Genomic DNA, 24634 nt, shown 5'->3' with positions numbered 1-24634 from the left:
AATTTCGAACATAGGCCTCGAAATATTGCGCTTTTACCTGCCGGGCGAACTCCGTAGAGTGTAACGCATTGAGCGGTAAGCCAACCGCGTAACGTACAGGAAAATACCATGAGCAAAGTTTTAGTTCTGAAATCAAGCATCCTTGCCGGTTACTCACAGTCTAACCAGCTGGCAGACTTCTACGCTGATGAAGCCCGCGCCAAAGGCGACGAAGTTACGGTACGCGATCTGGCTGCCCAGCCGATTCCGGTACTGGATGGTGAACTGGTTGGCGCCCTGCGTCCTTCCGACGCGCCGCTGTCGCCACGTCAGCAGGACGCGCTGGCCCTGTCCGATGAACTGATTGCTGAACTGCAGGCGCACGATACCGTGGTGATCGCTGCACCAATGTACAACTTCAACATTCCTACTCAGCTGAAAAACTATTTTGACCTGATTGCCCGTGCTGGCGTGACCTTCCGCTACACCGAAGCAGGCCCGGAAGGTCTGGTGAAAGGTAAGCGCGCGGTGATTCTGTCCAGCCGTGGCGGTATTCACAAAGACACCCCGACTGATCTGCTGACCCCATACGTGAAACTGTTCCTCGGCTTCATCGGTATTACCGACGTGGACTTCGTATTCGCCGAAGGCATTGCCTACGGTCCGGAAGTGGCGACCAAAGCCGCCAGCGATGCTAAAGACGCGATCAAACAGATTGTTGCTGCGTAATCATCATTAAAAAAATGCTATCTATCTTGCCGGGCCTGAGTGCCCGGCTTTTTTATGCCTGCGTCGTGGTAAAACCGCTTATTTCTGCAGCCACTGGCCGTTAATCCCGCGCACATATTCGCCGCTGCCGGCACGGTTAACCAGCTTCTCACCGGCGATGCGTGCCACCTCAGCGGTGGTAAGATTGTTTTGCTGCGCCACGCGCTGATACTGCTGGCTGCGGCCGTCATTGATGCGCTTAACCAGCGCCAGCGTCTCGTCATCCTGCTGGCGGGCGGCAATGTAACCGCTCAGCGTTTCACCCACGCGCCCCTGCTGACGCGCCTGATCCAGCGTCAGTGCCCAGGCCGACGGCACCAGCAAAAGCGCGACTAACAGCGCTATCCCCTTGCGTTTCATCGTGCCTCTCCTCAAAACAGTCCGCTCTGATTCTTCAGCAGCGCTTCGACGTCTTTATCCACTTTGATATGGATTTCATGTTCGATTTTTACGTTCATGTTGATGGTGATTGGCTCTTTGGGTGCGGCGACTTCGATGCGCGGCACACAGCCCAGCAGCGGCAGTCCCGCTGTCAGCACCAGTAATGCCCTCAGGCTCATGGTTTAGGATCCTTGTTAGATGGCAGGGTGGCGTTCTGCTCCACCCAGGATTGCAAATTATCGCCAAAGCGCAGGCTGCGCCACAGCTGGAACAGGTTTTCCTGGTGACGGTAGTTGAGATTGACGGACTGGCGGCGGTTACTGAACTGGCTGGTGCCTTTCACCTCGCTTTGCAGAATCAGGTTGCCGACGTTATCCAGATCCAGCGTCGCCCACGAACGGGCAATCTCCATGTAGCGCAGCCAGTCCATCGCCGCCCCGGCGGCCACGTTATTGCTGACAATCGCATCCGCCATGTCTTTGTCCATGCGGAACGTCAGCGGACCGCTATTGGCGATCCAGCCTTTTTCAATCAGCCAGTGCGGATTGTTCACCCACAGCGGCAATTCGCCATTCACTTTACCGGACATGGCAAACTGCTTCGGCTTGAGCGCCGTTACCAGTCGGCTGAGATCTATGTCACGCAGCGAAATCCGCGCTGGCTGATGCTGCGGCAACCGCAATGCTGGCATGCTGACGTGACCGCCGAGCAGATCGAGATTGACGTTGCTGAGCGTCAGCGGCTGGCGCTCCTGCCACGGATAGTGGCCCTGCAAATCCGCGGTGATGTTCTGCAGCGCAAACTGGTTCTTCACTTCGGCGATGCGCAGCGACACCGGCCCGCGGCGCCCCAGCTGCCACTGATGGTCTTTCAGGCGGAACGGCAGGGTAAAATCGATGCCGTTGATTTCGCTGTCCGGCATCCACACGCTGCCCTGTTTCACCGCCCAGAAACCGCCCGCCTCAAATCCCTGGCCGCTGGCGGCGGAAAAGGCCATCTGCGCGCGCAGTTCGCCAGACTGAATACGCATCTTCAAATCGCTGCTCAGCAGCGGCTGAAAGACGCTGAGCGACTGCGCCGGCCACCAGGCTTCACCGCGCAGTCGTTCGCCGTCCCAGCGGCCATGCACGCGCAGCGGTCCGATGTCTTCGGCAGTGAGCTGACCGCGCCACAGAAAATGCCCCGGATCGCGCCCTTTCGCCTCAAAACGCAGATCGGACGGCGGCAGCCAGCCACCGTAACTGAAGCGGGTCTGGCCGGAACGCAGCGCAAACCCGCCATTAAACGTCGGCTGTGACACATCGCGCTGCCAGCGCACCGGCGCGGTCAGCGTCAGGCGCGGCTTATCCACCTGCACCATGCCGTACGCCAGCTGATCAAATCCGGTGTTCAGCGTATCGAGGCTGATCAGCGTATCCTGCCAGCTGCCGGTGCCCTTCACGTCCCATTTAGCGCTGAGCGGCGCCATCACGCCCTCGCCCCAGTAGCGCCAGTTCCAGTGTCCGCTGTCTGGCCAGAAGTCGCTGGCGCGCCCGTCGAGATGCAGCCGGAAGCGGCCGAAACTGGGATCGTGTGCATTAAGGATTGCCTGTAACCGGCCATTGATGCCGCGCGAGGCCACGCTGACGCCCGCCAGCGGCCAGCGTGCTTCATCCACTTCCAGTGTCGACAGCAGGCGTCCACGCAGGCGCAGCAGCGCGCCCGGCTGCAGGCTGAGCTGCGGATCGCTCAGCATGCCATGTAATTGCCCGGGAATGGTGCCGTACAGCTGCAGGTCGGCAAACTTGCTTTCACCGGTCAGCTGGAACGGCAGTGCGCTGTCGGTCAGGCTTAGCTTGCCCGGCCCGATGCTCAGCACCAGATTGCCTTTTCCGCCGCGCCCGGCGGTCAGCAAATTAAAGCGGCCGCTAATCTGCGTATCCGCCAGCCCCTGCTGCCAGTTATCCAGCGTCAGCGCCACGCCGCCCGACAGCGGCTGCTGATCGAACGGCCAGCGCCAGTGACCGCCGGTGATGCGAATTTGCTGCGCATCGACCTGCCACGGCAGCTGCAACAGCGGCTGGGGATCCTGTTGCTGGCGCACCACCAGTTCGCCCTGCTGCTGCTGCCAGTTAAGCGTCAGCGCCAGCGGCTGCGGCCACTGCATCAGGTTCAGCGCACCGCTGAGCTCACCCGCCACCGGCAGGCCGTCGGCAAAAGTTGGCAGCGTCAGATCACCGTGCAGTTCCACCGGTTGCGGCAGTAAAGGATGGCTGAGCTGCAGCTGGTCAATGTGCAGCTGCTGCCCCTGCAGGCGCGCGGCGACGCGCAGGTTGTCGCCCTGATAGCGCAGCTGCTGGCGGTCTTGGTCTAAGGTCAGATCGAAGCGGCCGGCGTATTGCTGCCACGGCAAAATGGTGAGCTGTTGCAGATGGATATCGGCACCAGGCAGCATCTGCTGCCATTCGGCCAGGCTGCGCGGCGCATCACGGGTGGCACTGTGCGGCAGCGCCTGCAGACAATCGCTGTTGAGCGCCACCTCGCGCGCGTCGAGCTGCCAGCGCTGTTGCGTCCGGCCGAGCGCCACGTCGCTAACCTGCGCCAGCAGGCAGTCACCAGCGAGATAGCGCACGTCAGGAAACACCAGCCGGCCCTGCCGCCAGTGCGGCGCGCCGTGCAGCTCCACGCGGGTGTTTTCCGGCAGCCAGATACCTGCCAGCCGGGGCAGCCAGTGCGTCAGCGTCAGCAGCATTCCCAGCAGCAGCAGTATCAGCGCCAGAAGCGCAGCAAGTAGTCGACGGAGGCCCCGCGTCATGGCTGTTAACTTTCCTGTTCTTAACCGAATCCTGACAGAGATGATGGCATGTTACGCCCGGCAAATGAAGGCGTTACCGCTTTAGTCTGGCTGAAGAACAGCAAAGTGACGCGGAAAACGTTATCCTGATGTGATACCGACGTAACATTTTTCAGGAGCGAAACAATGAAAGTTGCGGTTTACAGCACCAAGCATTATGACCAGAAATACCTTGAGCACGTTAATGAAGGCTACGGATTTGAGCTGCAGTTTTTTGACTTTCTGCTGAGCGAAGCCACGGCGAAAAACGCCGCCGGCTGCGACGCGGTGTGCATCTTCGTTAACGATGACGCGAGCAAGGCGGTGCTGGCAGAGCTGGCGGCGATCGGCGTGAAATATATCGCGCTGCGCTGTGCCGGTTTTAACAACGTTGATCTCGACGCCGCAGCCGCGCTCGGGCTGCAGGTAGTTCGCGTGCCCGCCTATTCGCCGGAAGCGGTGGCGGAACACGCGGTAGGTCTGATGATGACGCTCAACCGTCGCATTCACCGCGCTTACCAGCGCACGCGCGATGCCAACTTCTCGCTGGACGGCCTGACCGGTTTCAACATGCACAATAAAACCGCTGGCGTGGTCGGCACCGGCAAGATTGGTGTGGCGACGATGCGCATCCTGAAAGGTTTTGGCATGCGTCTGCTGGCGTACGATCCTTACCCAAGTGACGCCGCGCTGGCGCTCGGGGCGGAATATGTTGATTTGAAAACGCTGCTGGCGGAGTCCGATGTCATCACCCTGCACTGTCCGCTGACGCCGGAAAACCACCATCTGCTCAACGCGCAGGCGTTCAGCCAGATGAAAGATGGCGTGATGATTATCAATACCAGCCGCGGTGGGCTGATTGATTCACAGGCGGCGATTGAAGCGCTGAAACAGCAGAAAATCGGCTCGCTCGGCATGGACGTGTATGAGAACGAACGCGACCTGTTTTTTGAAGACAAGTCGAATGACGTGATTCAGGACGACGTGTTCCGCCGCCTGTCGGCCTGTCACAACGTGTTGTTTACCGGCCATCAGGCCTTTCTCACCGCCGAAGCGCTGACGGCGATTTCAGAAACCACGCTCAGCAATTTACAGCAGCTGGCGCGCGGGGAAACCTGTTCGAATCAGGTGAAGGCGTAAGGTTCTGCGCCTGCGTTAGCGGGCGCAGGCACCGCCAATCAGCGCCTGTTCGTCGCAGCGACGACCGTTGGCCAGCTGACACATCCCGATGCGTGAACCGTCTAACTGACGCGAAAACGCCAGCGTGCCGCCTGCGCTGTTGCAGCTGGCTTCTGCCATAGATGACATCACGACGTGCGGCTGCACGTGGGCAGCGGTAGCTTGCTGCGGCGGTTCATTATCGCTGTTGCTGCTGCAGGCAGAGAGTAACAGCGCTGCGCCGGCCAGCAGTAAAGTTGCGGCTTTCATCGGTTGGGCTCCGGGAGTGTGAGCGGAAAAGTCGCACCAGCATATGTCAGCAATGGTGCGCGATCGATAGGCGACACAGCTTTTTACAAAATTTAATATCGCCGTTGGCAAGCAGAATTATCCTGATTGCAGCGTTTCCGCTTTTCTCTGCCTCTGTTCATCAAACATCTTAATAAGGAGCAATGATGTTAGCCGACATGCTTATCCGCATCGCGTTAGCCGGAATACTGGGCGGACTGATCGGTCTGGAGCGCCAGATGCGCGCCAAGGAAGCGGGCCTGCGCACCCATATCCTGGTCGGCATCGGCAGCGCCATGTTCATGCTGGTGTCAAAATATGGCTTCGCCGATATGCTGACTAACGATCATGTGGCGCTGGATCCCAGCCGTATTGCGGCGCAGGTGGTGAGCGGCATGGGCTTCCTTGGTGCCGGCACCATCATCATTCAAAAGCAGATCGTCAAAGGCCTGACCACCGCCGCCGGGTTATGGGTTACCGCCGCGATTGGTCTGGTGATTGGTAGCGGCATGTATGAAATCGGCATTTACGGCACGGTACTGGCGCTGGTGGTGCTGGAAACGTTCCGCCGTATCAGCCACTGGCTGATTGGCCGCCATCACACCCTCATCGTTCATCTCAAAGCCAAAAGCGTACCGCTGGTGCTGCTGGTACTGCAGCGCGAGAATCTTCGCTATGGCCACATCGCCGTGGTAAACCGTAACGAGGAGAGCGGCCTGTGCGAGCTGAGCGTTGAAGTGACGTTGTCACGCAGATTCCCAATGCACACTGTTTATGACAAGGTGATGGAAATCAAAGGGGTGCAGTCGCTGGAGATGGTCTGATGGCACCGCACGCAGGGATGGTGAATAAAAAGCCCGGCGCTGCAGGCCGGGCGGCTGGGTTAGCAGGGTTTGAGTTGTCCGATCGCCATCTCAACCGCGCGGTTGGGCGCGCCGGTTAATTCCCGATAGCGCAGTTGCAGATTACGCAACTCGCCGGCCAGCACTTCTTTCTCGGTAGCGGCACCGCGCTGCGCCAGTTCCAGATAGCATTGCCCGACCAGCCGGCACGCCTCCTCAAACACCATATCGTACGTTTGCATGTTTTCTCTCCTCACCTTTAAAAACTAAAAAAAGCGCTGAATCCATCCTGTCAGCGCGGCGAGAAGAAATCTTTACCCAGATCAATAAATGTGCGGTTATCGCTGGCAAATTGTGCGCAATGGTAGCCGACAACGTGATTACCACACACGACGTTATTGCGGCTTGTCTGTGCCCTCGTCGTCGCTGGTGCTGCTGACACCGGTAATCCCTTCCAGCGCCTGCTGATTGATAACATCATCGGCGCTGTCAACCGCACGTGAAATGGTCAGTAAATCCTGAAACTCACTCAGCAGAATGGCGGCATCCGATTTAAGCATCTCGTCAGCCTCTGCGGATTCAATCACCATGTTGATGGCTTTGTTGGCGCTTTCAATAACTTCAGTGACGCCGCCTTTCTTACTGACGGCCAGTACCAGCGCACCGATCAGCAACGACTGCGCCTCGACGCGCGCGGTCAACTGCTTGGTTGTGGCATCAATTTGTGAAATCTTCGCCAGCATGCTTAACACAACATTTTTCATCGCTTATTCCTCCCTGGGGAAGCTGGCAGTGTACCGCTTGCAAAATGCCCGACAAACTAAAAATTGTGAATAGCGAAACAGTTATCTGAAGGTAATAGCGCGGCGTACAGAGCGCATCGCCGGTAAAGCGATAAATCTTGCTGGAATTTGGCGCTGTAATCCGTACCATACGCGACAGACTTTTCCTGCTGACTGCGGTCAGCCGGCACCCGTTAAGGCCAGCGCAGCGACCCGTGCGTGAACATGGTTCATGCACGCCAGGCCAGAGCCTCATTAACGCGACATCCGCGGCTGCCCAGTGATCACCGAGACCGAAATTCATGTCTGAACATCAAGAAGTTAATAAAAAAGAGCAATACAACCTGAACAAACTGCAGAAGCGCCTGCGCCGTAACGTCGGCGAAGCGATTGCGGATTTCAACATGATTGAGGAAGGCGATCGCATCATGGTGTGCCTGTCTGGCGGCAAAGACAGTTACACCATGCTGGAAATTCTGCGTAACCTGCAGCAGAGCGCGCCGGTCAACTTTTCACTGGTGGCGGTGAATCTCGACCAGAAACAGCCGGGCTTCCCGGCACACGTGCTGCCGGCCTACCTCGACACGCTCGGCGTCGAGTACCAGATCGTTAACGAAGATACCTATTCCATCGTTAAAGAGAAGATTCCGGAAGGCAAAACCACCTGCTCGCTCTGTTCGCGCCTGCGCCGCGGCATTCTTTACCGCACCGCCACTGAGCTGGGCTGTACCAAAATCGCCCTGGGCCATCACCGCGATGACATCCTGCAGACGCTGTTCCTCAACATGTTCTACGGCGGCAAGATGAAAGGCATGCCGCCAAAACTGATGAGCGACGACGGCAAACACATCGTGATTCGTCCGCTGGCCTACTGCCGCGAAAAAGATATTGTGCGCTTTGCCGAAGCGCGTCAGTACCCGATCATCCCGTGCAACCTGTGTGGTTCACAGCCCAACCTGCAGCGCCAGGTGGTTGCTGACATGCTGCGTGACTGGGATAAGCGCTATCCGGGCCGCATTGAAACCATGTTCAGCGCCATGCAGAACATCGTCCCATCGCATATGGCCGATGTTAATCTGTTTGATTTTAAAGGTATCAAGCACGGTGATGCCGTGGTCGACGGCGGGGATATTGGTTTCGATCGCGAATCGCTGCCTGCGCAGCCGGTGGGCTGGCAGGCCGACGAGGACGATCAGCCGGACCTGAGCACTCGCCTCGACGTGCTGGAAATTAAATAACAGGCTTGCGGCACAACAAAGGCGCGTCGCTTCGGCAACGCGCCTTTTTTATTAGCGGTGTGGCGGGGGATCGCTTATCGGCGGAAATTCAGGGTCGTGCGGCGGTTCGGGCTCGGGAATCGGCTGCGGTTGCGGCACGGGTTCGGGAATCGGTGGCGGATCGGTCGGGATAGGTTCGCTGGCGTGAATCATGCGCATGCCGTTCTCCTGTTCGCTGAATGTCTGTAAAGCATAGGAAAGGATGTGACGGCAAGCCAAACGGCAAAAAAAAAGCCGGCGGATAAGCCGGCGTCGTACGAATCAAATGTGCTATGCAGTAATTCAAAAAAAGGAAGTAAGACAATATGGAGCGCAACGCCCATCGCTTGACGTTGCATTCACCTGCGGGACAGAGTTTGCCCCGGTTGGGCTGTGCGCTTATTGATGTCGATCAGGTTTTTTCCGCTTTTCTCCCCTGCGCCGCCATAATTACCCGTCAATTACCCGCGGATAACCCGCTGATAACATCACAGCCATTTACGCCGTTTCAGCCACAGCGCCACGCCCAGCACCATCACCAGCAGTAACCCGCAGAACATGGTAAAACCCAGCGGCCAGCTGCCGCCGGGAATGCCGCCAAGGTTGACGCCAAACAGCCCGGTGAGAAAGGTGGCAGGCAGAAAAATCATCGCCATCAGCGACATGGTATAGGTGCGGCGGTTCATGGATTCCGCCAGCAGCGATGCCACTTCATCCGCCAGGATGCCGGTACGCGCCACGCCTGCATTGAGGTCATCCAGACCGCGTCCCAGCCGGTCCGCGACATCCTGCATGCGGCGGCGATCGTCATCGCTCATCCACGGCAGTTTCTCGCTTGCCAGCCGCGCATAGACATCACGCTGCGGCGCCATGTAGCGGCGCATGACGATCAGCTGTTTGCGCAGCAGCGCCAGCTCACCGCGCGCCGGCACCTGCTGATCCATCAGCGCATCTTCCAGCGCAATTATTTTGTCGTGCATCTCTTCAATGAATTCGCTGGCGTGATCGGTGAGCGCATCGCAGACATCCACCAGCCAGCTGCCGCCGTCGACCGGGCCGTTGCCGTTTTGCAGATCGGTCAGCACTTCATCGATGGCATACACTTTACGCCGCCGGGTAGAGACAATCAGCTTGTCATTGATAAACACGCGCATCGCCACCAGCTGGTCCGGCCGCGAATCGGCGTTATGATTCACGCTGCGCAGCACGATCATAAAGCCGTCACCCAGCCGCGTTACGCGCGGCCGCATGCTGTCACCGGCCAGCGCATCACGCACCGCGTCGGGGATCAGCGGCGTGTGCTGCAGCCAGTCGGCGCTTTGTCGCTGGGTATAATTCAGGTGCAGCCAGCAGTGGCGCTCACAGTTGATGACATCTTTATCTTCAATGGCGATAACGCCACCCTTGCCGTCGAACTGGCAGGCGACAATCGCATCCGATACCTGCAGCGCTTTTCCTTCAATGACGTTCACGTACTCGCCTCACTAGCAAAAACAATACGATACAGTCTAGCGCGACGCGGGACAGTTGCAATTGCCAGGGTGTGAGTAAAGATGACAGCGTTCGTCAGGCCAGCAAACCGCCTTCCGTGGCGGCGCAGCGTCAGTGCTTCTCAATCCACAATTCGCGGCTGTAGGCGACGTCTTCCGGATTGGTGATCGGATAGCCCTTCACCCACGGCTTGATCAGCCGCCCGTTGGTGTACTGGTAGATTGGCGCAATCGGGGCCTGATCGGCGATGATTTGCTCGGCTTTGTTGTAGTCGGTATTGCGCTCGGCCACGCTGGTTTCATTGCTGGCTTTCGCCAGCACCGCATCGTATTCGGCGTTACTGAAGCGGGAAATATTGCCGCTGTGGCTGGCCGTCAGCAGGCTGAGGAAGGTCGACGGCTCGTTGTAATCGCCCACCCAGGAAGCGCGAATCACGTCGAAGTTACCGCTGTTGCGGCTGTCGATATAGGTTTTCCACTCCTGATTCTGCAGCGTGACGTCGACGCCAAGATTCTTCTTCCACATCGATGCTACCGCAATCGCAATTTTCTGGTGGCTTTCAGAGGTGTTATACAGCAGCGTCAGGTGCAGCGGTTTGGCCGGGCCATAACCGGCGGCGGTCAGCAGTGCTTTGGCCTGGGCGTTCAGCTCCTGCTGGCTGTGCTGCTGCAGATAGCTCTGCTGCGGCGTGAACCCGGCGGTGACGTCAGGTGTGAAGTGCCATGCCGGTTTCTCACCGGTGCCCAGCACTTTTTCGGCGATGATGCGGCGATCGATGCTCCACGACAGCGCCTTACGCACGCGCACATCCGCCGTCGGCCCTTTTTGCGTGTTAAAGGCATAATAGTAAGTGCCCAGCTGATCCGGCGTGTACACCTGCCCCGGCAGCTCTTTTTTCAGCAGGCCATACATATTTTTCGGGAAGGATTCGGTGATATCGATATCCCCGGCGCGGTAACGCTTGGTGGCGCTGGATTCTTCATTGATCGGAATAAAGGTCACTTTGGTCAGCACCGAATGCGCGTCATCCCAGTAGTGCGGGTTACGCACCAGCACAATCTTCTCGTTAACCACCCGCTCCTGCAGCTGGTAGGCGCCGTTGCCCACCAGTTTACCTGGTGCAGTCCAGCCATCGCCGTTTTGCGCAATCACCTGCTGCGGCACCGGGAACATCGCGACGTTGGCGACCATGCTGGGAAACCACGGCAGCGGTCGTGACAACGTCACTTTCAGGTGCGTACCATCGGTGGCGACCACGCCCAGTTTGTCCGGGCTCATCTGCCCTTTGGTGATGGCGTCGGCATTCTCAATGCCGCTTAGCGCGGCAAACCAGGCAAAAGGCGAACTGTTTTTAGGATCCACCAGCCGTTGCCAGCTGTAGACAAAATCCTGCGCGGTCACCGGCTGGCCATTGGACCAGCGCGCGTCTTTGCGCAGCGTAAACAGCCAGGTTTTGTTGTCGTTGCTGCTCCAGCTTTCAGCCACGCCCGGCACGATTTTGCCGTGCGCATCCTGGCTGGTCAGCCCTTCAAACAGATCGCGCAGCACCTGGATTTCCGGCAGCCCGACGGCCTTGAGCGGATCAAGTGAGGCCGGTTCATCTTTGATGTGGCGCACGATTTCCTGCGTGCTGGCCAGCTGCGCCCCGGCAGGCACACTGGCGGCATAGGCGGGTGAAATGGCGCTGGTGATGATCAGAGCAGCCAGCGTGGTGCGGAAAGTTGGTTTCATCACGACTCCTTAACCCAAAAAAGGGCGACGGCCAAACTCATGCGTCGCCAGCAACTTTCCGCACTTTATCGCAAATCGCTGATTGATAAATAGCTATTTCCCCGCCTGCTGTTTACCGTTATGTTGAGGCTGGATTACAGCTCACAATTTTGGCCGCTGAACCGGCGCATTACTGAGAGGAAGGATATGTCGACACACCACCCGCGCCCGCTGCGCGGCAAGCTGGACGCCGTCTGGCAACAATATGGACAGTCGGTGCTGGGTGCGCCGCTGCTGTGGTTTCCGGCACCGGCTGCCGATGCTGACAGCGGGCTGATTATTGCCGGCACGCACGGCGATGAAAATGCAGCGGTGGCTACGCTCTCTGCCGCCATGCGTACGCTACCGGATACGCTGCGCCGTCATCATGTAATTCTGGCGGTTAATCCGGACGGCTGTCAGCTCGGGCTGCGCGCCAATGTCAACGGCGTCGATCTCAATCGCAACTTTCCTGCCGCCAACTGGCAAGCGGGCGATACCGTCTATCGCTGGAACAGCGTGGCCGACGCGCGCGATGTGGTGCTGTCGACCGGTACGGCACCGGCGTCGGAGCCGGAAACTGCCGCGTTGTGTCAGCTGATTCATCGTATTCAGCCGCGCTGGGTGGTGTCGTGGCACGAGCCGCTGGCCTGTATTGACGATCCGCACCATAGCCCGCTCGCCAGCTGGCTGGCGGAGCAAACCGGTCTGCCGGTGGTGAGCAGCGTGGGTTATGCCACGCCGGGGTCGTTTGGCAGCTGGTGCGACGATCTCAGCCTGCCCTGCATTACCGCCGAGATGCCGGCCATTTCGGTGGACGACGCCACCGAAGTGTATCTGGACGCGATGATTAACCTGCTGCGCTGGCAGCCGTTGTCTTAAGCACGCCGTGTGAGAAGTGCAGCGACGGTTCCACGTCGGCCGCCAGCCACGTCGGACCGTCGAGATCGGCATACCGGGCCTGCGGCGTTAACGGCAGCGCAGCGCGAATAGCGCGCGAGGTACACAGCATACAGCCCAGCATGATGGCAAACCCCTGTGCGCGCGCTGCCGTGGCCAGCGCCAGTGCTTCCGTCAGCCCACCGGTTTTATCCAGTTTGATGTTGACCATGTCATAGCGTCCCTGCAGCGCTGCCAGACTGTCGCGCGTGTGGCAGCTTTCATCCGCACAGATCGGCAGCGGATGGATAAAATGGGCCAGTGCCGCATCCTGCGCGGCAGGCAGCGGCTGCTCCAGCATCGCCACCTGTAAATCGGCCAGCAGCTGGCAGCGTGCCGCCAGCCCTTCTGCCTGCCAGGACTCATTAGCATCGACGATCAGCGTGGCGTCCGGCACCGCACTGCGGATCGCCACCAGCCGCTCGCTGATCAGATGGTTATCCAGCTTAATTTTCAGCAGGCGCGCACCGTGCTGCCACAGCGCCAGCGCGCTGCTGGCCATCGCTTCCGGCGTATCAATGCTGACGGTATGGGCCGTGACGATCTCCGGTGCCGGCACCGCCTCACATAGCGCCGCCAGGCTGGTGCGCTGCTGCTGGCGCTCCAGATCCCACAGGGCACAATCAATCGCATTACGCGCGGCGCCAGCGGGCAACGCCTGTTGCAGCGCCGCCCGCGTCATGCCGTTTTGTAACGCAGCGAGCTGTGACGCAATTTGCTCCAGCACCGAGGCTTCACTTTCGCCATAGCGGGCGTACGGCGTGGCTTCGCCAATGCCTTTGATGCCATCCTGTTCGATCTCCACCACCACCACGTGCGCCTCGGTGCGGCTGCCGCGCGAAATCACAAACGGCGAGTGCAGCGGCCAGGCTTCCGGATAACTTTTCACTGTTCTCATGCTTTCTCCTCAGATCCATGACGTCATAACGTGCTGGTGCGGTTCCACGTTGAATTAGGCTCGTAAACCCTTAAAATTTATGTCATAAACAAACGCTATACCTGTTCTGGTGGGGTTAACGCCAGATATTTCATCGTTAAAAGGAAATTGTATGTCGCAGAATGTTCACTTTCAGGGCAATCCGGTGCCGGTTGCCGGCCACTTCCCGCAGGCTGGCGAGCAGGCAAAACCGTTCAACCTGGTGGCGAAAGATCTCAGTGATGTGTCCCTTTCTCAGTATGCAGGCAAACGCAAAGTTCTGAACATTTTCCCGAGCATTGATACCGGCGTGTGCGCCGCATCGGTGCGCAAATTCAACGAGCGTTCCGGCGAAGCTGATAACACCGTGGTGCTGTGCATCTCTGCCGATCTGCCGTTTGCGCAGTCGCGCTTCTGCGGTGCCGAGAACGTCAACAATGTGGTCACGCTGTCCACGCTGCGCGGTGCAGAATTCATTGAAGCTTACGGCGTTGCAATTGCCGATGGCCCGCTGAAAGGCCTGACCGCTCGCGCCGTGGTGGTGCTGGATGAAAACGACAAAGTGCTGTACAGCGAGCTGGTGAATGAAATCACCGAAGAGCCAAACTATGAAGCGGCACTGGCCGCGCTGAAGTAAGGCTACTGCTGATAAAAAAAAGCCGTCTGGAACAGACGGCTTTTTCATGCATAACGCGGATTATTCGTTTTCGCTGCGTTTCTGGCCGAGACCATATTCGCGCAGCTTGTTGGCTATCGCGGTGTGTGACACCCCAAGGCGTTTCGCCAGCTTGCGCGTGCTGGGATACGACAGATAAAGCCGCGTCAGCACAGAACGTTCAAAACGGCTGGTGATTTCATCCAGTGACCCTTCCATCGCCTCTTCGCCCAGCGACACATCCAGCGCCTGCTCCGGCAGCACGATATCCTGTGGACGCAACTCATGGCCCTCCAGCTGCGTCAGCGCGCGGTACAGCGCATTTTTCAGCTGGCGCACGTTGCCCGGCCAGTTATAGCGCGTCAGGAACGGCGTCAGCTGCGGTGACAGACGCGGGCGCGGCAGCCCCTGCTCATCCGCGAAGCGCGCCACAAACATTTCGGTGAGCGGCAGAATATCCAGCGGACGTTCGCGCAGCGGCGGCAGATTCAGCGTCAGCACGTTCAGGCGATAGAACAGGTCTTCACGGAACTCGCCGCGCTGCACCAGCTCAATCAGGTTCTTTTGCGTGGCGCAGATCACGCGCACATCCACATGCACTTCATGATCCTCGCCGACGCGGCGGAAGGTGCCATCGTTCAGGAAGCGCAGCAGTTTGGTCTGCATGCGCGGCGACATCTCGCCGATTTCATCCAGCAGCACCGAGCCGCCGTTCGCCTGCTCAAAGAAGCCCTTCTTGCCTTCCAGCGCGTTGGGATACGCACCCGCCGCGTGACCAAACAGTTCGCTCTCAGCGACATCATCCGGGATCGATCCGCAGTTCAGCGCCAGGAATGGCTTTTTGCCGCGCGCGCTGCGCAGATGGCAGGCGCGCGCCAGCATGTCTTTGCCGGTGCCGGTGTCGCCGACAATCAGCAGCGGCGCATCGTGCATCGCCAGCTTGCGCGCCTGCTCGATCACCTGACGCATTTTCGGCGTCACCGCCACGATGTGATCGAATTCGGAATCATCGGTGACGCTGAGATTCTGCAGCTGGCGGCCCATGCGCGCGGTGGATTTCAGGGTGATCATCGCCCCCACCGGCTGGTCGTTCTGCTCATCTTCCTGCGCCAGGTAGATCGGCCGCGCTTCCATAAGAAAATCACGCCCGTGGATCACCACATGCTGCGCCTGGGCGTCTACGCGTTCATTCTCCAGCCAGCGCTGGAAATTGAATCCGGCAATCAGTGTGCCGGCGTTCTGGTTACGAATCTTCTGTTCGTCGAGGTTAAACAGGTTTTGCGCCGCCGGATTCGCCAGTTCGACTTTGCCTTTCAGGTCGATGGAGAACACCGGCTCGGGCATCGCCACCAGCAGCGCACTCAGCGCGCGGTGTTCACGCTCCGACGGCATGAATGACACGGTGCGAACGTCTGTCACGCCCGGTGTACGGCGAATCTCCGCCATCAGGTTGCTGAACGCGTCAAATTCCAGCGCAGAAAAGTTAAGGTAGATGCGGCCCAGCGAGGCAATTTCGATGCCGCGCAGGTCAATATTACGGGCAACCAGCAGGTCGAGTAGCTCGCGCGCCAGACCGATGCGGTCCTGGCAGAAAACTTCCAAACGCATTGCGATGAGCCTTAGTCAGGTTTTGATTTTAGAGATAATACGCTAACTTGCAGCGCCTCAGAAGGGTTCTGTCATGAAAAGTTGACACTCTGAGGCAGGTGACGGAAAGAAGTGTAGCGGAACAACCAACAATAATCCCGTCAGAAGTCACCGCTGACACAGATAATTTTACCTTTCACGCCGTCGGCAGCGTGAAAGGCAGACAAGGTGAGATTATTTAGCAGCCTGACCTGCTTTATCACCGCTATTGGCCAGCGATTCTTTAAGCTGGCCAATTAACTCGCGACGGAAATCACCCAGCCGCGGTTTGTCCTCCGCCAGCCACGGCAGCGGGCGACACAATTCCATGGCTTTGATCCCCAGCCGGGCGGTGAGCAGCCCGGCACCGATGCCCTGCGCCGCACGCGCCGAGAGACGCGCGGCGATATCCTGCGACATCCAGTCCATACCGACTTCGCGCACCAGCTCTGACGCTCCGGCAAACGCCATATTCAGCAGCACCAGCCGGAACAGCCGGATGCGGCTGAAGTAGCCGAGTTCAATGCCGTAGATGGCCGCAATGCGGTTCACCAACCGCAGGTTGCGCCAGGCGATAAACGCCATGTCGACCAGCGCCAGCGGGCTGACGGCAATCATCAGCGTCGATTCTGCCGCGTGACGGCTAATTTCGCGCCGTGCCTGGCTATCCAGCACCGGCTGCACCAGTTGCGCATACAGGGTGACAATTTCGCGATCGTTGTGGGTTTCATGCAGCGCCGCGTGCCAGCGCTGCAGTGCCGGATGCGCCTGATCCAGCTGCGCCTGACGCGCCAGCTTTTCACAGAACGCCCGGCCTTTGCCGATGTCGTGACTGGTCAGCAGTTCACGGCCCACGTCACGCTCTTCCGCCCGCTGACGCAGACGATACAGCCGACGCCATTCGCCGATCAGCGCGCCCGCGCCGGCGGCGACAATCAGCCCACCGGCCACGCCGCTACCCAGCGCAAACCAGTCGCGCGTCAGCCAGGCATCGTGCAGCCACTGGGCGCCCTGCGCCACCACGCTGATGCCAAAAATGCCCAGCCCGACGCCCACCATTTTGCGCCACAGGCTACGCTTCGGCCGCAGCGCGGCTTCCACCACTTTCTCGCCGGCACCCTCTTCCAGCGGCTCCGCGTCGGGCGTCACCAGAAAACCCTGTTGCGCATCAGCGCTAAAGGTGTGTGCTGCGCGCAGTATTGGCTCCGCCGGCTCCTGCAACGGGCGGGCAAAATCTATCCGTGGTTTGAGTGGCGTTTCGTCGCTCATCGCAATTTATCTCCCAGTAAAAATTCCAGCGCAGCATCCATGCGGATATGCGGCAACGGCCGATCGACGTCAAGCTGCTGCGGCCGGAACTGTTCAAACTGAAACCCCTGCTGCTGCCAGAAGCTGTTGCCCGGCAGGCGCGGCGGCACTTCGCCCGGGTAAAAGGTCAGCGGTTCGCCGTCAGCGAGGCGATGACCGCGCAGCGCCGGCAGTTTTTCCCCGCGATGATCCACCAGCCCGCTCTCGGTGGCCTGCACCGACGCCAGCCCCAGACAATCCATGCTGATGCCTTCGAACGCGGCATTCTGCCACGCGTCCTGCACCAGCTGCTGCAGCAGCGACACCATATTGGCGTGCTGATCGGCAGTAATGTGATCGGCCTTGGTGGCGGCAAACAGCAGCTTATCGATCACCGGTGAAAACAGCCGGCGGAACAGCGTGCGCTGGCCATAGTGAAAACTTTGCATCAGCTGGGTCAGCGCCAGCCGCATATCATTGAACGCCTGCGGTCCGCTGTTGAGCGGCTGCAGGCAATCGACCAGCACAATCTGGCGATCGAAGCGCAGGAAGTGATTTTTATAGAAACCTTTCACCACATGCTGACAGTAATAGTGAAAACGCTGCTGCAGCATGGCGAAATTGCTGCCGGCCGGCGCCTGCAGCAGCTTACCGGCCTGCTGTTCATCTCCATTGGGCCACGGGAAAAACTGCAGGGCGGGCGCGCCAGCCATGTCGCCGGGCAACACGAAACGGCCCGGCTGGATGAAGTGCAATCCTTCGGTTTTGCACTGATGCAGGTAGTCGGTCCAGGCCGCGGCGATCTCCGCCAGGCGGTTTTCATCGGCGGGCGCGAACGGATCGAGATCGGCGCACAGGCTGTGCCAGCGCGCCGCCCACTGCTGACGATCGCCCTGCAGCAGGCCGACCATCTGGCGTGACCAGCTGAGATAATCCTGCGCCAGCATCGGCAGATCCAGCAGCCACTCGCCGGGATAATCGACAATTTCGAGGTACAGCGTGGCGGTGTCTTTGAAGTGGCGCAGCAGGGATTGATCCGGGCGGTAGCGCAGCGCCAGACGCATCTCGCTGACGCCGCGCGTTGGCGTTGGCCACACCGGCGGCGTGCCGTACAGCTGGGCCAGGCCTTCGTCATAGGTAAAGCGCGGCGTGCCCAGTTCACGTTGCGGCACGCGTTTGACGCCCAGCAGCCGCTCTTCGCGTACCACGGAAAACAGCGGCAAACGCGCGCCGCTGTGGACATTGAGCAGCTGGTTAACCAGCGAGGTGATAAACGCGGTTTTGCCGCTGCGGCTCAGGCCGGTGACAGCGAGGCGCAGATGGCGATCCACGCCGCGGTTCATCAGCCCCATCAATTCATTTTGCAGTCTTTTCATCGCTCTCCCTGATGAAACGTGCTGACAGGCGGTTAAATGCCTTGCTCAGCAACGGTTCCAGGGCGGCCGCCAGCAACAGGCGCAGCGGACGGCGCGCCACCGATTTCACTGCCCAGCCGGCCAGGCCGCCGGGCGCATAGGTTACTGCACTGATGATGATGAATTTTCCCGCCGACTTCAACGCAGGCGTTGCGCGGCGGCGCAGAGCAGTAAAACGTTGCGTATGCATAGCGCCTCTCCAGTAGAGACGCGGACCCGCTGGCGGGCCCGCGACAGCAATTAAATCTGACGAAAACGGCTGCGTACGCTGAAGGTTTCTGAGGTCACGTAACGCTCGATATCGCGTACGTTACGCTCATCGGCGGTGAGCGTGTTTTCCAGCTCATCCAGCAGTTCGCGTGCCGTTGGCGTGCGTTCTGACGGCGCGTCCAGCGGCTTTTCGTCCAGCACGTAGCCGAGGATAAAATAGGCGGTCACGGTGATCATAAACAGACCGAAAAACAGTGACAGCACCACAATGACACGCAGCAGGCGCACCGGAATATCGAGGTATTCGGCCAGCCCGGCACACACGCCGCGCACTTTGCCCTGCTGCGGAATACGCCACAGTTTGCGTCCGTTCATCATGGCTGCCTCCAGTTCGGGTGTTCGGCATCGAGGATCGCTTCCAGCGCCTCGACCCGGTCACGCATGCGGCGCGCTTCCTGCGTCAGCTGCTGCAGGCGCTGCAGGTCACCGGACGAAAGCTCCCCGCCGTTGCGTTTGTTGCTGTAGTGCAGCCATAACCAGATCGGTGCCACAAAAAGCACGAAGATCGTTAATGGTATGGCCAGAAATAGTGCGCTCATTGACTCTCCTTTTTCAGTACACCCGGCAATCCGGGCCCGTTAGCGGGCCCGGGGCGATCACTCGCTGCGGTTCATTTTGGCTTTCAGCGCGGCCAGCTGCTGGCTGATTTCGTCATCGGCTTTCAGATCGGCAAACTGCTGGTCCAGCGTTTTGCTTTTACCGAAGCGCTGGCTTTCCGCTTCCGCTTCCATGTGATCGATGCGACGTTCAAACGATTCGAAGCGTGCCATCGCCTCATCCAGCTTGCCGCTGTCGAGCTGACGACGCACATCGCGTGACGATGAAGCCGCCTGGTGACGCAGCGTCAGCGCCTGCTGGCGGGCGCGGGTTTCGCTGAGTTTTTTCTCCAGCTCGCCAATCTCGCCTTTCATGCGCTCCAGCGTCTCTTCAACGTGGCTGGCTTCCTGCTGCAACGCAGCGATCAGGTCGGTCAGCTTCTGTTTCTCAATCAGCGCCGAACGGGCTAAATCTTCTTTCTCTTTACTCAGCGCCAGCTCGGCTTTTTCCTGCCATTCAGCCTGCTGAACTTCGGCCTGTTCAATACGGCGCAGCAGCTGTTTCTTTTCCGCCAGCGCGCGGGCCGAGGTGGAACGCACTTCCACCAGCGTGTCTTCCATTTCCTGAATCATCAGGCGTACCAGTTTCTGCGGATCTTCGGCGCGCTCCAGCAGCGAGTTGATGTTAGCGTTCACGATATCGGCGAAACGAGAAAAAATACCCATAATGATGTTCCTCTGGTTGTCATGTCTTTACGCTCATAGCTAATACAAGATGCGTGCCAGTTTTTAATTTACTGATTTTATTGGCTTTGACTGTTTTACACCCGCTACGTAATCCGTTAAGGTAGTGAAATTGATTAATCGGTGGCGAATTTCATCATGGCTAACGGCAAAGATAATCTGCTGGGCGAATCGAATAATTTTTTAGAGGTGCTGGAGCAGGTGTCAAAACTGGCACCGCTGGAGAAACCGGTGCTGGTGATTGGCGAACGCGGTACCGGTAAAGAGCTGATCGCCAGCCGCCTGCATTATCTTTCCGACCGCTGGCAGGGGCCGTTTATTTCACTCAACTGCGCCGCGCTCAATGAAAACCTGCTGGATTCCGAGCTGTTCGGCCATGAAGCCGGGGCCTTTACCGGCGCCCAGAAGCGCCATCTCGGCCGCTTTGAGCGCGCCGATGGCGGCACGCTGTTTCTGGATGAGCTGGCCACCGCGCCGATGCTGGTGCAGGAAAAGCTGCTGCGCGTGATTGAGTATGGTCAGCTGGAACGCGTTGGCGGCAATCAGTCGCTGCAGGTTAACGTGCGGCTGGTGTGCGCCACCAACGAGGATCTGCCCGCGCTGGCCGCCGCCGGTCGTTTCCGTGCCGACCTGCTCGATCGCCTCGCGTTCGATGTCGTCCAGCTGCCGCCATTGCGCGAGCGCCGCAGCGATATCCTGGTGATGGCCGAGCATTTCGCCATTCAGATGTGTCGCGAGCTTGGCCTGGCGCTGTTTCCCGGCTTTAGCGAGCGCGCTCAGCTCACCCTGTTGCAGCACAGCTGGCCGGGTAACGTGCGTGAACTGAAAAACGTGGTGGAGCGCTCGGTATACCGTCATCACAGCACCGAACAGCCGCTCGACAACATCATCATCAATCCGTTTGCGCCGCGCAGCGCCCCTGCGATAACGGAAGCGGAAGCAGAACAGCGTGCAAGCGCCCTGCCGGCGCTGCCGCTGGATTTACGCCAGTGGCAGAACCAGCAGGAGCGCGAACTGGTCGAAGCCAGCCTGCAGCAGGCCAGATACAACCAGCGCCGCGCCGCCGAACTGTTGCGCGTCACTTATCACCAGCTGCGGGCGATGATGAAAAAGCACGGCATCGAATCACAGTAGGGATTATCTGACGGGAATCTTTGAATGTCCCGCGCGCGGGCAGCTGTCAGTTTTGCACGCCGGATTGTCAGCTATGCGTGAGCCGCATCCGGCAGGTTACTGCAGACTACAGGCAGACCTCAAGGAGACCCCCATGCTGACTCAACCTGCTGAAAAATATCGCCCGTGGCCCGTGATTAACCTGCCGGATCGCCAGTGGCCGTCACGCCAGCTCACGCACACGCCGCGCTGGCTCTCAACCGATTTGCGCGATGGCAATCAGGCGCTGGCTACGCCAATGGACAGTGCGCGCAAATTAGCATTCTGGCTGCTGCTGCTGCGCTGCGGCTTTAAAGAGATTGAAGTGGCGTTTCCCGCCGCTTCGCAAACCGATTTTGATTTTGTGCGCCTGCTGATTGAACAGCAGCATATTCCCCACGACGTCACTATTCAGGTGTTAACGCAGGCGCGCAGCGATTTAATCGATCGCACCTTTGCAGCGCTGCGTGACGTGCCGCAGGCGATTATCCATCTGTATAACGCCACCGCGCCGCTGTTCCGTGAGCGCGTGTTTCGTCAGAGCAAAGCTGAAATCATCGAACTGGCCTGCGCCGCCGCACGGCAAATCCGCGCGCGCTGTGCGGCCCAACCCGCCACGCGCTGGACCTTTCAGTACTCGCCGGAAACCTTCTGCTTTACCGAGCCGGAATTCGCGCTGGAAATCTGTGAAGCGGTCGCCGCCATCTGGCAGCCGGGACCGCAGCGGCCAATGATCATCAACCTGCCCGCCACGGTGGAAGTCAACACGCCCAACGTCTATGCCGACCAGATTGAGTATTTCTGTCGCCACTTCAGCCAGCGCTCGCAGGTGACCATCAGCGTGCATCCGCATAACGATCGCGGTACCGGCATCGCCTGCGCCGAGCTGGCGCTGCTGGCCGGGGCCGATCGCGTTGAGGGCTGCCTGTTTGGTAACGGCGAGCGCACCGGCAATGTCGATCTGGTGACGCTGGCGCTGAACCTGTATACCCAGGGCGTGTCGCCTGAGCTGGACTTTAGCGACATGCAAGCGGTGCTGGAAGTGGTGACGCGCTGTAACCAGCTGCCGGTGCATCCGCGCCATCCTTACGCCGGGGAACTGGTGTTTACCGCCTTCTCCGGCTCGCATCAGGATGCGATTCGCAAAGGCTTTGCCGAACGCAGTGCGCGTCACGAAGCGATCTGGCAGATGCCTTATCTGCCGCTCGATCCGTTGGACATCGGCTGCAGCTATGAAGCGGTGATCCGCGTGAATAGCCAGTCCGGCAAAGGCGGTGCCGCCTGGCTGCTGGAGCAAAATCACGGGTTGCAACTGCCGCGCGGCCTGCAGCAGGATTTCAGCTGCTGCGTGCAGCAGCAGACCGATGCTCACGGCCAGGAGATGACGCACCACGCGCTGTGGCAGCTGTTCTGTCAGCAGTACGGCCTGCAGCAGCCGCTGTGCCGCCTGCTGCAGGCGGAGAGCCATAGCGATGATCAGGGCGAGACGCGGATCAAAGCGCACCTGCAGCACGGCGCGCGGCAACTGACGCTGGAAGGTCGCGGCAACGGGCTGCTGTCAGCGGCGGTGGCCGCGCTGCGCCAGCGCTACGATCTGGCGGTGACCATTGAGGATTACCATGAACACACGCTGGGCAAACGCAGCGACAGCCGTTCGGTGTGCTATATCAGCTGCATCACGCCGCGTGGCGAGCGTGCGTGGGGCGTGGGTATTGATAATGACGTGACGCGCGCCTCGCTGCAGGCATTGCTTAACGCGGCGGGCGCTTTTCTGCCGCCGGAAAGTAGTTCGCCGGCGTAACGCCCAGCACGCGGCGGAACATGGCGCTGAAGGCGCTCGGGCTGTCATAGCCGAGATCGAGCGCCACGGCCAACACCGTATCGCCCTGTGCCAGCCGGGTCAGCGCCACGCTCAGCCGGGCGCGCCGCAGCCAGTCGCTGAACTGCAGACCGGTTTCACGACTGAAATGGCGCGCCAGCGTCCGCTCCGCCACGCACAGCTGTGCCGCCGCACGCGCCAGCGTCCAGCTCTCGCCCGGGGCCTGCTGAATCTGCTGGCACAGCGCCAGCAGCCGTTCACTGTGCGGCAGCGGCAGGCCAAACGGCAGCACGTCCATCACGCGAATTTCATCGAGAATCAGCTCGTAAATTCGCTCGGCGCGACTGCCAGACGCGTAATGCTCCGGCAGCGTGAGCGCGCTGACAATCAGCTCCCGCAGCAGCGGCGATATCTGCACCACCTGACAGCTGGCAGGCAGATCGGCGCGCGCCAGCGGGTCGACAAACAACGTGCGCGCCGCCACGCTGCCAACGATGTGCAGCGCATGACGCGTGCCGGCCGGCAGCCACACGCCGCGGCTCGGCGGCACAATCCAGCTGCCGTGTTGCGTTTCCACTTTCACCACGCCGCTCAAAGTATGTATCAGCTGCGCGCAGTGGTGATAGTGCCACGGCTCCGCGTCGCCGTGCGCGTAATCATGCGCATACGGCACCAGCGGACGCTGCGAGAAGTCAAAGTCGAGCCGCTGACTCATTTAGCGTTTCAGGTACTGATAAACCGCCGCCAGATCCTGCTCGCCATAACCGGCATCGACCGCCTGCTGCCAGACATCGACGATGTTTTCCAGTGCCGGCAGAGAAGCGTCGCCAGCTGCGTCCAGCGCCAGCCGGGCATCTTTCAGCGCCCAGACCAGATGCATCTGCGGCGTGAAGTCACCACTGGCAATCATGCCGAGTTTCATTTTGGCGTAAGGCGCGGCCAGCGGACCGCCTTCCAGCACCTGCCAGAAATCGTCGGTGGTGAAACCGAACTGCTCTGCCAGCCGGGTGCTTTCGGCGAGGCTCTGCATCAGGCCAATCAGCCAGCTATTCACCACCAGCTTCATGCGCGAGCTGGCGCCGGCGGCCCCCAGCCACTGTGTTCCTTTACCAATCGCGGCAAACACCTGCTCCGCCGCCTGGGCGCGCTGCCGATCGCCGCTGGCCATCACCAGAATCTGCGCGTTCTCCGCCGGTGCTTTGGTACCGGAGACCGGCGCATCAATAAACACCACGTCCGGGCGTGCAGCGGCCAGTTCTGCGATCAGCGCGTCGGTTGCTTCCACGCCGATGGTGCCCATCTGCGCCACGGTTGCGCCCTGCTGCAGCGCACCCTGCACCGCTTTAAGCGTCGCGCGTGTGGTGTCACCGTCCGCCAGCATGGCGATCACCACGTCTGCACCTTCCACGGCCTGCGCGGCGCTGTCGCTCAGCATCAGGCCTGCGGCCTCCAGATCTTCCCCTTTGGCACGCGTGCGGTTCCAGCCGCGCACGCTAAAACCCTTCTTCAACAGATTGGCGGCAAATGCGTGCCCCATCGCGCCTAATCCCAGTACCGCTACAACAGGTTGCTGACTCATGGTTTTTCCTTCTTCTGACCGCAGGCAAAACGATCACACTGACAGAATTTCTCGCGGACAGCCAGGCCAGAGGTGCGGTGAAAGGACATTTTTCACGCCACAATTAACAGGGTTCAGCCATACTATTAACGCTTTTCAAACCCGCGCTAAAACGATTAACATACGCGCGCTAAATGTCCGGATTGGTTCA

26 protein-coding genes are annotated in these 24634 nt (G+C 59.6%); 8 read left to right on the top strand and 18 right to left on the bottom strand.

All coding sequences use genetic code 11. The features are described 5' to 3' along the window. Nucleotides 1-108: 108 nt before the first annotated feature. Nucleotides 109-708 carry an FMN-dependent NADH-azoreductase gene (gene azoR / locus MXF20_RS03800; protein ID WP_021506120.1) on the top strand — a complete coding sequence of 200 codons (600 nt, stop codon included), beginning with the start codon at nt 109-111 and terminating at the stop codon, nt 706-708. 78 nt (nt 709-786) lie between these two features. On the opposite strand, the gene MXF20_RS03795 is transcribed toward azoR, so the two are convergent. Genes MXF20_RS03795 through MXF20_RS03785 form a run of 3 tightly spaced genes read right to left on the bottom strand, consistent with a single transcriptional unit; the run spans nt 787 to nt 3922 of the window. Beyond that, nucleotides 787-1107 (bottom strand): YdbL family protein, encoded by a 321-nt coding sequence (locus MXF20_RS03795; RefSeq protein WP_275024932.1) that lies wholly within the window; start codon nt 1105-1107, stop codon nt 787-789. Between the two features lie 11 nt (nt 1108-1118). Further along, nucleotides 1119-1307, bottom strand: a complete 189-nt coding sequence (locus MXF20_RS03790; protein WP_010618431.1) for a YnbE family lipoprotein — start codon at nt 1305-1307, stop codon at nt 1119-1121. Continuing rightward, nucleotides 1304-3922 (bottom strand): YdbH family protein, encoded by a 2619-nt coding sequence (locus MXF20_RS03785; RefSeq protein ID WP_325967724.1) that lies wholly within the window; start codon nt 3920-3922, stop codon nt 1304-1306. Before MXF20_RS03785 ends, MXF20_RS03790 begins: the two co-directional genes overlap by 4 nt. A 165-nt stretch (nt 3923-4087) precedes the next feature. Here MXF20_RS03785 and MXF20_RS03780 point away from each other — a divergent pair, with 165 nt between their 5' ends. Next, a complete protein-coding gene (locus MXF20_RS03780; protein ID WP_325967723.1) occupies nt 4088-5080 on the top strand; it encodes a 2-hydroxyacid dehydrogenase in 993 nt (330 codons plus the stop codon). A gap of 15 nt (nt 5081-5095) precedes the next feature. On the opposite strand, the gene MXF20_RS03775 is transcribed toward MXF20_RS03780, so the two are convergent. Next, entirely contained in the window at nt 5096-5368 is a 273-nt protein-coding gene (locus MXF20_RS03775) for a DUF333 domain-containing protein (protein ID WP_275024937.1), read from the bottom strand. Nucleotides 5369-5553: 185 nt separating this feature from the next. Here MXF20_RS03775 and MXF20_RS03770 point away from each other — a divergent pair, with 185 nt between their 5' ends. Beyond that, nucleotides 5554-6210 carry an MgtC/SapB family protein gene (locus tag MXF20_RS03770; RefSeq protein ID WP_275029075.1) on the top strand — a complete coding sequence of 219 codons (657 nt, stop codon included), beginning with the start codon at nt 5554-5556 and terminating at the stop codon, nt 6208-6210. Nucleotides 6211-6269: 59 nt separating this feature from the next. Here MXF20_RS03770 and MXF20_RS03765 read toward each other — a convergent pair whose 3' ends face one another. Both MXF20_RS03765 and iraP read right to left on the bottom strand, forming a co-directional pair. Beyond that, nucleotides 6270-6470, bottom strand: coding sequence for a DUF2767 family protein (locus MXF20_RS03765; RefSeq protein WP_275024939.1), 201 nt, complete (start codon nt 6468-6470; stop codon nt 6270-6272). A 153-nt stretch (nt 6471-6623) separates the two neighbouring features. Beyond that, nucleotides 6624-6992 (bottom strand): anti-adapter protein IraP, encoded by a 369-nt coding sequence (gene iraP, locus MXF20_RS03760; RefSeq protein ID WP_325967722.1) that lies wholly within the window; start codon nt 6990-6992, stop codon nt 6624-6626. A 320-nt stretch (nt 6993-7312) separates the two neighbouring features. Here iraP and ttcA point away from each other — a divergent pair, with 320 nt between their 5' ends. Further along, nucleotides 7313-8248 (top strand): tRNA 2-thiocytidine(32) synthetase TtcA, encoded by a 936-nt coding sequence (gene ttcA, locus MXF20_RS03755; RefSeq protein WP_325967721.1) that lies wholly within the window; start codon nt 7313-7315, stop codon nt 8246-8248. A 506-nt stretch (nt 8249-8754) separates the two neighbouring features. Here ttcA and zntB read toward each other — a convergent pair. Beyond that, nucleotides 8755-9738 (bottom strand): zinc transporter ZntB, encoded by a 984-nt coding sequence (gene zntB, locus MXF20_RS03750; RefSeq protein WP_325967720.1) that lies wholly within the window; start codon nt 9736-9738, stop codon nt 8755-8757. A gap of 130 nt (nt 9739-9868) precedes the next feature. Continuing rightward, entirely contained in the window at nt 9869-11488 is a 1620-nt protein-coding gene (locus tag MXF20_RS03745) for a peptide ABC transporter substrate-binding protein (protein ID WP_325967719.1), read from the bottom strand. A gap of 186 nt (nt 11489-11674) precedes the next feature. Between MXF20_RS03745 and mpaA the strand changes: the two genes are divergently transcribed. Next, nucleotides 11675-12388: a murein tripeptide amidase MpaA gene (mpaA, locus tag MXF20_RS03740; protein ID WP_325967718.1), complete on the top strand. Its 714-nt coding sequence runs from the start codon at nt 11675-11677 to the stop codon at nt 12386-12388. Here the strand turns inward: mpaA and ycjG are convergent. After that, nucleotides 12357-13343, bottom strand: coding sequence for an L-Ala-D/L-Glu epimerase (gene ycjG, locus MXF20_RS03735; RefSeq protein WP_325967717.1), 987 nt, complete (start codon nt 13341-13343; stop codon nt 12357-12359). The two genes, mpaA and ycjG, sit on opposite strands and share 32 nt — an antisense overlap. 151 nt (nt 13344-13494) lie before the next feature. Here ycjG and tpx point away from each other — a divergent pair, with 151 nt between their 5' ends. Beyond that, nucleotides 13495-13998, top strand: a complete 504-nt coding sequence (gene tpx, locus MXF20_RS03730; protein WP_325967716.1) for a thiol peroxidase — start codon at nt 13495-13497, stop codon at nt 13996-13998. Nucleotides 13999-14058: 60 nt separating this feature from the next. Here the strand turns inward: tpx and tyrR are convergent, their stop codons facing one another. From tyrR to pspA, 7 genes are all read right to left on the bottom strand, one after another. Further along, entirely contained in the window at nt 14059-15624 is a 1566-nt protein-coding gene (gene tyrR / locus MXF20_RS03725) for a transcriptional regulator TyrR (protein ID WP_325967715.1), read from the bottom strand. A 213-nt stretch (nt 15625-15837) separates the two neighbouring features. Beyond that, nucleotides 15838-16911, bottom strand: coding sequence for a YcjF family protein (locus MXF20_RS03720; protein WP_325967714.1), 1074 nt, complete (start codon nt 16909-16911; stop codon nt 15838-15840). Further along, the gene (locus MXF20_RS03715) at nt 16908-18305 is read right to left on the bottom strand and encodes a YcjX family protein (RefSeq protein WP_325967713.1); all 1398 of its coding nucleotides are present in this window, start codon (nt 18303-18305) and stop codon (nt 16908-16910) included. Before MXF20_RS03715 ends, MXF20_RS03720 begins: the two co-directional genes overlap by 4 nt. Next, nucleotides 18286-18534 carry a phage shock protein PspD gene (pspD, locus tag MXF20_RS03710; protein ID WP_058769747.1) on the bottom strand — a complete coding sequence of 83 codons (249 nt, stop codon included), beginning with the start codon at nt 18532-18534 and terminating at the stop codon, nt 18286-18288. Before pspD ends, MXF20_RS03715 begins: the two co-directional genes overlap by 20 nt. A 50-nt stretch (nt 18535-18584) precedes the next feature. Further along, the gene (pspC, locus tag MXF20_RS03705) at nt 18585-18932 is read right to left on the bottom strand and encodes an envelope stress response membrane protein PspC (RefSeq protein ID WP_058758492.1); all 348 of its coding nucleotides are present in this window, start codon (nt 18930-18932) and stop codon (nt 18585-18587) included. Continuing rightward, entirely contained in the window at nt 18929-19153 is a 225-nt protein-coding gene (gene pspB, locus MXF20_RS03700) for an envelope stress response membrane protein PspB (protein WP_325967712.1), read from the bottom strand. The genes pspC and pspB overlap by 4 nt, the downstream gene beginning before the upstream one ends. Before the next feature lie 57 nt (nt 19154-19210). After that, nucleotides 19211-19876 (bottom strand): phage shock protein PspA, encoded by a 666-nt coding sequence (gene pspA, locus MXF20_RS03695; protein ID WP_325967711.1) that lies wholly within the window; start codon nt 19874-19876, stop codon nt 19211-19213. A gap of 156 nt (nt 19877-20032) precedes the next feature. On the opposite strand from pspA, the gene pspF reads away from it, so the two are divergent. Together pspF and leuA are read left to right on the top strand one after the other, a co-directional pair. Beyond that, the gene (pspF, locus tag MXF20_RS03690; protein WP_325967710.1) at nt 20033-21028 is read left to right on the top strand and encodes a phage shock protein operon transcriptional activator; all 996 of its coding nucleotides are present in this window, start codon (nt 20033-20035) and stop codon (nt 21026-21028) included. Nucleotides 21029-21161: 133 nt separating this feature from the next. Beyond that, nucleotides 21162-22847, top strand: a complete 1686-nt coding sequence (leuA, locus tag MXF20_RS03685) for a 2-isopropylmalate synthase (RefSeq protein ID WP_325967709.1) — start codon at nt 21162-21164, stop codon at nt 22845-22847. On the opposite strand, the gene MXF20_RS03680 is transcribed toward leuA, so the two are convergent. After that, nucleotides 22798-23580, bottom strand: a complete 783-nt coding sequence (locus MXF20_RS03680) for a helix-turn-helix transcriptional regulator (protein WP_325967708.1) — start codon at nt 23578-23580, stop codon at nt 22798-22800. The two genes, leuA and MXF20_RS03680, sit on opposite strands and share 50 nt — an antisense overlap. Beyond that, entirely contained in the window at nt 23581-24444 is an 864-nt protein-coding gene (locus tag MXF20_RS03675) for an NAD(P)-dependent oxidoreductase (RefSeq protein ID WP_325967707.1), read from the bottom strand. It abuts the gene before it with no gap. Between the last annotated feature and the right edge of the window lie 190 nt (nt 24445-24634).

Origin of the sequence: Pantoea dispersa (genome assembly GCF_035783935.1) — a bacterium.
GTDB classification, from domain to species: domain Bacteria; phylum Pseudomonadota; class Gammaproteobacteria; order Enterobacterales; family Enterobacteriaceae; genus Pantoea; species Pantoea dispersa_C.
This window is presented reverse-complemented; position numbering and strand designations above follow the sequence as displayed.

Bases quoted from the DNA above. Each gene is read 5' to 3' on its own strand.
- azoR (WP_021506120.1), top strand. From the start codon at position 109: ATGAGCAAAGTTTTAGTTCTGAAATCAAGCATCCTTGCCGGTTACTCA.
- MXF20_RS03795 (WP_275024932.1), bottom strand. From the start codon at position 1,107: ATGAAACGCAAGGGGATAGCGCTGTTAGTCGCGCTTTTGCTGGTGCCG.
- MXF20_RS03790 (WP_010618431.1), bottom strand. From the start codon at position 1,307: ATGAGCCTGAGGGCATTACTGGTGCTGACAGCGGGACTGCCGCTGCTG.
- MXF20_RS03785 (WP_325967724.1), bottom strand. From the start codon at position 3,922: ATGACGCGGGGCCTCCGTCGACTACTTGCTGCGCTTCTGGCGCTGATA.
- MXF20_RS03780 (WP_325967723.1), top strand. From the start codon at position 4,088: ATGAAAGTTGCGGTTTACAGCACCAAGCATTATGACCAGAAATACCTT.
- MXF20_RS03775 (WP_275024937.1), bottom strand. From the start codon at position 5,368: ATGAAAGCCGCAACTTTACTGCTGGCCGGCGCAGCGCTGTTACTCTCT.
- MXF20_RS03770 (WP_275029075.1), top strand. From the start codon at position 5,554: ATGTTAGCCGACATGCTTATCCGCATCGCGTTAGCCGGAATACTGGGC.
- MXF20_RS03765 (WP_275024939.1), bottom strand. From the start codon at position 6,470: ATGCAAACGTACGATATGGTGTTTGAGGAGGCGTGCCGGCTGGTCGGG.
- iraP (WP_325967722.1), bottom strand. From the start codon at position 6,992: ATGAAAAATGTTGTGTTAAGCATGCTGGCGAAGATTTCACAAATTGAT.
- ttcA (WP_325967721.1), top strand. From the start codon at position 7,313: ATGTCTGAACATCAAGAAGTTAATAAAAAAGAGCAATACAACCTGAAC.
- MXF20_RS03745 (WP_325967719.1), bottom strand. From the start codon at position 11,488: ATGAAACCAACTTTCCGCACCACGCTGGCTGCTCTGATCATCACCAGC.
- mpaA (WP_325967718.1), top strand. From the start codon at position 11,675: ATGTCGACACACCACCCGCGCCCGCTGCGCGGCAAGCTGGACGCCGTC.
- ycjG (WP_325967717.1), bottom strand. From the start codon at position 13,343: ATGAGAACAGTGAAAAGTTATCCGGAAGCCTGGCCGCTGCACTCGCCG.
- tpx (WP_325967716.1), top strand. From the start codon at position 13,495: ATGTCGCAGAATGTTCACTTTCAGGGCAATCCGGTGCCGGTTGCCGGC.
- tyrR (WP_325967715.1), bottom strand. From the start codon at position 15,624: ATGCGTTTGGAAGTTTTCTGCCAGGACCGCATCGGTCTGGCGCGCGAG.
- MXF20_RS03720 (WP_325967714.1), bottom strand. From the start codon at position 16,911: ATGAGCGACGAAACGCCACTCAAACCACGGATAGATTTTGCCCGCCCG.
- MXF20_RS03715 (WP_325967713.1), bottom strand. From the start codon at position 18,305: ATGAAAAGACTGCAAAATGAATTGATGGGGCTGATGAACCGCGGCGTG.
- pspD (WP_058769747.1), bottom strand. From the start codon at position 18,534: ATGCATACGCAACGTTTTACTGCTCTGCGCCGCCGCGCAACGCCTGCG.
- pspC (WP_058758492.1), bottom strand. From the start codon at position 18,932: ATGATGAACGGACGCAAACTGTGGCGTATTCCGCAGCAGGGCAAAGTG.
- pspB (WP_325967712.1), bottom strand. From the start codon at position 19,153: ATGAGCGCACTATTTCTGGCCATACCATTAACGATCTTCGTGCTTTTT.
- pspA (WP_325967711.1), bottom strand. From the start codon at position 19,876: ATGGGTATTTTTTCTCGTTTCGCCGATATCGTGAACGCTAACATCAAC.
- pspF (WP_325967710.1), top strand. From the start codon at position 20,033: ATGGCTAACGGCAAAGATAATCTGCTGGGCGAATCGAATAATTTTTTA.
- leuA (WP_325967709.1), top strand. From the start codon at position 21,162: ATGCTGACTCAACCTGCTGAAAAATATCGCCCGTGGCCCGTGATTAAC.
- MXF20_RS03680 (WP_325967708.1), bottom strand. From the start codon at position 23,580: ATGAGTCAGCGGCTCGACTTTGACTTCTCGCAGCGTCCGCTGGTGCCG.
- MXF20_RS03675 (WP_325967707.1), bottom strand. From the start codon at position 24,444: ATGAGTCAGCAACCTGTTGTAGCGGTACTGGGATTAGGCGCGATGGGG.